At 37.5% G+C, this 6,000-nt stretch carries 6 protein-coding genes; all 6 read left to right on the forward strand.

The window, feature by feature from the left end; genetic code table 11:
• The first annotated feature begins 217 nt into the window (after positions 1 to 217).
• The 6 genes from J6I68_RS07775 (at position 218) to J6I68_RS07800 (ending at position 5,647) form a co-directional block, all read left to right on the forward strand.
• On the forward strand, positions 218 to 1,006 hold the full coding sequence (locus J6I68_RS07775) for a GIY-YIG nuclease family protein (protein WP_292219248.1): 789 nt from the start codon (positions 218 to 220) through the stop codon (positions 1,004 to 1,006).
• Positions 1,007 to 1,302: 296 nt separating this feature from the next.
• A complete protein-coding gene (locus J6I68_RS07780) occupies positions 1,303 to 1,488 on the forward strand; it encodes a hypothetical protein (protein ID WP_292219251.1) in 186 nt (61 codons plus the stop codon).
• An 85-nt stretch (positions 1,489 to 1,573) separates the two neighbouring features.
• Entirely contained in the window at positions 1,574 to 2,491 is a 918-nt protein-coding gene (locus tag J6I68_RS07785) for a macro domain-containing protein (RefSeq protein WP_292219254.1), read from the forward strand.
• A gap of 90 nt (positions 2,492 to 2,581) precedes the next feature.
• Positions 2,582 to 3,415 (forward strand): tetratricopeptide repeat protein, encoded by an 834-nt coding sequence (locus J6I68_RS07790; RefSeq protein ID WP_292219257.1) that lies wholly within the window; start codon positions 2,582 to 2,584, stop codon positions 3,413 to 3,415.
• 16 nt (positions 3,416 to 3,431) lie between these two features.
• The gene (locus J6I68_RS07795; RefSeq protein ID WP_292219260.1) at positions 3,432 to 4,604 is read left to right on the forward strand and encodes a replication initiation protein; all 1,173 of its coding nucleotides are present in this window, start codon (positions 3,432 to 3,434) and stop codon (positions 4,602 to 4,604) included.
• Positions 4,605 to 4,720: 116 nt separating this feature from the next.
• Positions 4,721 to 5,647: an HNH endonuclease gene (locus tag J6I68_RS07800; RefSeq protein ID WP_292219263.1), complete on the forward strand. Its 927-nt coding sequence runs from the start codon at positions 4,721 to 4,723 to the stop codon at positions 5,645 to 5,647.
• Positions 5,648 to 6,000 lie beyond the last annotated feature (353 nt).

Consider the following 6,000-nt stretch of genomic DNA (forward strand, 5'->3'; position numbering starts at 1 on the left):
TTTATTATAAGTATAACAGCCAGAAAGGCATTAGGAAAAGAACTTTTAGCTACTCGCAAGAGTGTAATATCATTGGTTTCAACTACAGGTTTAATGACAGTAACGCCCCATAAGATATACTTACTATATGTAGTAAACAAAACTGAATAGAGTGGAAATATAAAAATGGTATTATGGAAATTGTCATCCCCACGTGAAAAAGTAGATGACGGGGAGTATGTTCCATAAGAAAGGAGCTTTAGTGATTAGTGAGAATTCCGAGATAGATACAAAGGTACGTAAAAGAAATGACACCGGTGATAGGTATCGCGAGATTGAAATGAGGGCTTCAGTGATAGCGCCCTTGATTGTTGAACTGTTCGATGGAAAACGAGTTAAAAGGGAGACTATAATTCAAACGATTGGGGAAGAATTTCGAAATCGTGGTGGATATGTGGCGAAGGGATATAATGTGACAGCGTGTGTAAAGTCTGCATTAAAGTTACTAGAAAGCCAGGGGAATGCTGTGAAAGTGGTAAAGGGATATCGGGATATTTCTAGCATTCCTAACGCGGGAGGTAGCATCAGTTTAGTTAAGACCACCAATACCTCATCAAAAATAAAAGGACTTTCAACCGAGTGCGAAATAATAGGATGTGGAAAAGAGGAAGTTTACTTGTTTTATTATCCTTCATATAAAGAATTGGCAGAATTAAAGGGAAAAATGGAGTTTCCTTGCAAAATAGGAAGAACAGCTGTCGGGACTCCAGAGCGAGTGGGATCTATTGCCACGGGTATGCCAGAATTTGCAAAGATAGATTTAGTTATACATACTGACGATTGTGAAAATATGGAGAATGCAATACATTCCATTTTAAAACTAATGGGGAGATATATAGAGGAATCTCCGGCTAATGAGTGGTATTTAACTAATAAAGAGCAAGTAAAGGAGATCTATAATCACATAGATGAACTTCAACACTTATATCGAATAGGCGTTAGCCAAAAAGATATAAATCAATTATGATAAGGAGCCATGAATGTGCCTTTAAGCCGCTCGATTGAGCGGCTTTTTACTGTCCGGTTTATCACCCAAGTATTGTGGGATAATTCAATTATCTGAAATTATCTGAAATGCATTGGGCAACAGAAGACAGCGAAGAAAGGTTGTTTTTGAGGAGGCATATCATGGAAAGACTTCTGTATTGGCTTAGAAAATGTGTTCATAGGAACAACAGATTCTGTAAACACTTCTGTGTCACTTGCGAGTTCTATGATATCTGCAAGAGAGATGGAAGCCTGGATTGAAAGCGAGGTGGCGTTATGTTTTTAGGAAAAAGAGATAAAGATGTCAGATTAACAGACAAGCAGTACAAGGATCTTACAAGCAACATGAGCAAAAAAGAAAGAAGAGAATTTGAGCGACGCCAGGATGAGCTACGCAGAGAAAGAGAAGAAGACAGGTTGCTCGGATGGTTAGAGTTTGAAGACGAACTGGATGATATGTAACAGCACATGTCGCCTCTAAGGGGACTAATTAGATGGGCATAATTTGTACAATTATGAAAAATGAAAGGATCTGAGGATATAAAACATGTCATACAAGCTTGTACATAAAGACATTCTATCTATCAAAGCAGATGCGATCGTAAATGCTGCTAATACAAAACCTATTTGTACTCCTGGCGCAGAAATGGATCTGTATCAGGCTGCTGGGGCAGAGCAAATGCTGGAGGCCAGAAGGCTGATCGGCGAGATCCGGTATGGTGAGGCTAAATGTACTGAAGCATTTTTCTTAAAGTCAAAATATGTGATACATACTGCAATTCCATGCCAAGAAATGGATGAGCAGGAACAGGTATCAGTGATCAGAGAATGCTATAAAAACTCTCTTGCTCTGGCATCAGAGCTTGGCTGCAGAAAAGTAGCTATGCCAATATTCATGCTTGATAACTATCACTTCCCAAAGAGAAAAGCAATTGATATTGCCATGGCAGCGGTTAAAGAGTTTGCTCCGAAGAAAGACATGATGATCAGTTTGGCGGTATCTGAACTTGAAGAGTTTGTACTTTCAGATGCGCTGATCACCAGGATCGATGAGCTGCTTGGTTACAACAAAGAAATTGATGCGGACGAAGCTATTGACGATTTTGTAGTAAGCGAAACAGAGAGTTTTGCTGAAAGATTCTTTAGATTGGTTGATGAGAGAGGCCTTACTGATGCGCAAGTTTATAACAGGGCAAATGTGAATAGAAAGATAATATCCAAGCTAAGGATAAATCCAGATAAGAATGTTGATAAAAAGACTGCGCTGGCTTTAGCTGTTGGATTAGAGCTGAGCATAGAGGAAACAGAAGACTTTATCAAATTGGCAGGATATGCCTTATCTCCAAGGATCAAGTTTGATCGGATCGTCAGATACTTCATAGAAAATGGTAACTATGACATCAATGAGATCAATGAAGCACTGTTCAAATATACAGAGAAAGTGCTTGTTGGAGCAGATAAGTAAATTGTCTCTTTTGAAGAGACCAATGCTTTCAATAGGAACTGTACTATTTAGAAAACACAGAAATGTTTTCGTCATGGAGGTACAGAAATAGTGGATAAGAAGATAGTTAATGATCTAAAAAACTCTATACGCAAATTCAATGAAAAGGATAATCCAAGACTCTATGCTCTTATCAAGGATATCATTGAGCAGAAACTATATGAGACATGTGATTACCTTACCCTGGCAATAATGCTTGATACAAAGGATATGACAAAGCAGATGCCTGAAGTTGTGACAGATATAATTGTCGAATTATATTTAAAAGCAGTAGAGACTGGCGATACATATGAACAGGGCCTTGCGTATAACAACCTTGGAGCATTTCATTATAGCGAGCGCTCTGGACATCAGGATCAAAAGAAATCCCTCGAGTATTACAAAAAAGCAGCAAAATGCGGAGAGATAACAGCGTTCTCTAATCTTGGTTATGCATATCTTTATGGGAACGGCACTGAGATTGACTATGAGAAGGCTTATTACTATTTTAGCCAGGGAGCTCTTGGTGGAATGCCAGAGGCCATGTATAAACTCGGAGACATGTTCAGATATGGCTATTATGTTGAAAAAGATGAGAACATGGCAAGGATTGCATACATAAAAGCGGAAAGGCTTTTAGAAAACGGACAGGGATTTTTTATTCCTTGTACGGGCAAAGTGTATCTCCGTCTTGGAGATATGTATTTTGAAGGTATAGGTACTGCAGTAGATTACGAAAGAGCTTTTGAATGCTACCAGAGAGCAGAGAGAGGATTCTATGAGATGATCCGCCTTGGAGATCTTTATAGTGACAGCTCATTGAAACATGTAACTGACAGGCAGACTGAGATAAGAAGAATTCTTGATGAAGAATTACCTGTCATAGACTGGGCTGAGAAGCACTGATGGGAGGGGGATAAAAATGTTTTATAGAAAATCAAATGCACTTATATATTCAATGGATAATGGATCTTTGCTTGCTCATCAGTTATTTATCATAGGTATGAGTGTTGCATATGTTGATGAAGATGGACGTGTAAATTCAGTTGTTTACGGCTCTGATATTAAAAAGTTTCTTAGTCTTAAATCAAACAGCATTTATAAGAGAATCAGAGAGCTTTGCGAAAAAGACAGCAAGGAGTCTATTTTTAAGTGGCAGGTAAGCATAAAAGGTGATGTAAAAGACCAGTATGAAATGTTTAACGTTGTTGATGAAGCTAGATTTGAAAACGGAAAGTTTACAATGATCTACAACAAATCGCTTACGAACCTTATCATCAATTTAGAAGATGACTTTACTCCTATAAGCGTAGAAGAGGTAATGAAGCTCAGGACTGTCGAGGCGTTGCGGCTATATGAGCTGCTAAGGGCAGATCGTGTAATTAAGATGAGGAATAGAAAACTCGGCGATTCTAATAAGGCTACATTCAATTTGTCAGAACTAAAAAGTATTCTTGCTCCGAATGCTGGAATGGAGAAAGAAAAGGGTGCTAGCAATTTTAATAAAAGAATTTTGAGTACAGCGGTGAAAGAGATAAATGAAAAGACAAGTCTCAATGTGGAATACACTCCTGTGGAAGAAGACAACATAGTAGGAGGAGTTGATTTTTGTGTATCAAGAAAAGAAAGTAAAACTCCGCAGCCATTGGAAGAAAATAGCATGTATGCAATAGCTGAAAGAGACAAGGATATTTGCGTTGGAACAGTCACCTATAAACCTGATCCATTTCTGTATTTAGTTTTTGTTATGGGAATATGTAATATTGACGAAAAGGAAGAATTATTATCATCAACGGTTACTGCAGAGGATATCGCCCAGGCGCTGAATATGAAAATGGAAGATGTATGCAACGAGATGAAAGCAATAAGCAACAGATCAGTAGATCGAGCATCTATTTACGACTGGATGACACGTAAGGAAATTTTTCCAGAGAAAAGAGTATTAGAGCAGATTGTTACGGATGCTACTTATAGTGATGGAATTATCACAATGAACTACAATCATTCCTTGAATAAATATCTTAAAAGGCTTAATGCATACTATAAGTGTCGAATAAAAGATTTGACAGAAGAATTAAATAAAACAAACTACTAGATATAGTGAAGATGAAAACGATAAGAAGTATAATAATACATAGCATTGTTCATAACGCAAGCATTAATTGAAAGTTTTACTTGTGTGTACATCTACATTAAGAAAGGAGTCAATAAATGGCGAAAATTCCTACGAAGTGGTTAATATCGGCCAATAAGTCATTTGATACGGTTAGGGCATTTAATGAACTAAAAACATTGGACTGGAATCAGGGTATGTATAAGCTAGAAGAAGGAGATATTGTATACATATATCTTGGAAAACCAATTCAGAAAATACGGCTCAAGTGTAAAGTGGTTAAAGCCAATATGGCAACTTCAGATATTGATGATAGAAAGTATATAACCGGAATAACTGATGAAGAGTTAGAGGAAGAATTTGTTGAGTCATATGGTAACTCTATGCGACTTACAGTGCTTTCAGAATTTGTTGAATCAGATTTATTTGGTGCTAAGGCATTAGCCGAGCATGGAGTTCGAGGACAAATCCGAACTCCAAGGAAAATAACGGAGGAAGTGCTGGACTACATTGAACAGATCGATGCAGAAGAGAACACTCTTAAAAAATTCAGCAAAAACCGAGTAATTATCAATGAATTAGCGCGTGTTAACACGGAAACAATTTTGGAAGATGAAAAGATTGATAGTGAAGAGGTTGTTGGTAAAGAACGAGAAATACTAACTAAAGCAAGGGTGAATCAGTCTAGATTTAGACAAAAGCTCCTTGAGAGGTATGACGGATGTGCTATATGCGGAATGAATATGTCAGATTTGTTGGTGGCAAGTCATATTAAGCCTTGGGCTGAGAGCTCAGCAAAGGAAAAGACTTCAGTTGAAAATGGACTGCTTCTTTGTCCTAATCACGACAAGCTTTTTGATAAGGGATATATTGCATTTGAGAATGACGGCTCTGTACTTATCTCGTCGCTTATTAGTAAGGAGAACTATGACTTATTAGGAATAGATGAAGACATGAAGATCGAGTTGACAGAAGCAAATGTACCATATATTGAATACCATAGAAAGAATAAACATATCTGGTAAAGAAATAATAAAATAGTAAGATGTTTGAAGTTTAGGTAAGCACAGGTTTAGCGACTTCAGTGAAACATCATATTCAGTAATGAAAGCAGTTCGATGACATAAAGCCATGGAACTGCTTTTTTATATACAGTACTAAAATGGTCTGCGCAGTGAAACAGAAGATAGCTGCGTGGTGGGAGTTTGAAGATGAACTGGGTGATATGTAATAGAAAGTAAGCGTCAAATAACGCGCCTATGATTTAATCCGCTACTATGGTTTACTTTAAAAAACTGAAAAAACTAACTAGTTTTTTAAAGGAGGCCAGGTATGGATCAGATCACACATGATGTTCGCACAGCCCAATGGGCTGAAA

The sequence above is a fragment of the Butyrivibrio sp. genome, from assembly GCF_017940685.1.
Lineage (GTDB): Bacteria > Bacillota > Clostridia > Lachnospirales > Lachnospiraceae > Butyrivibrio.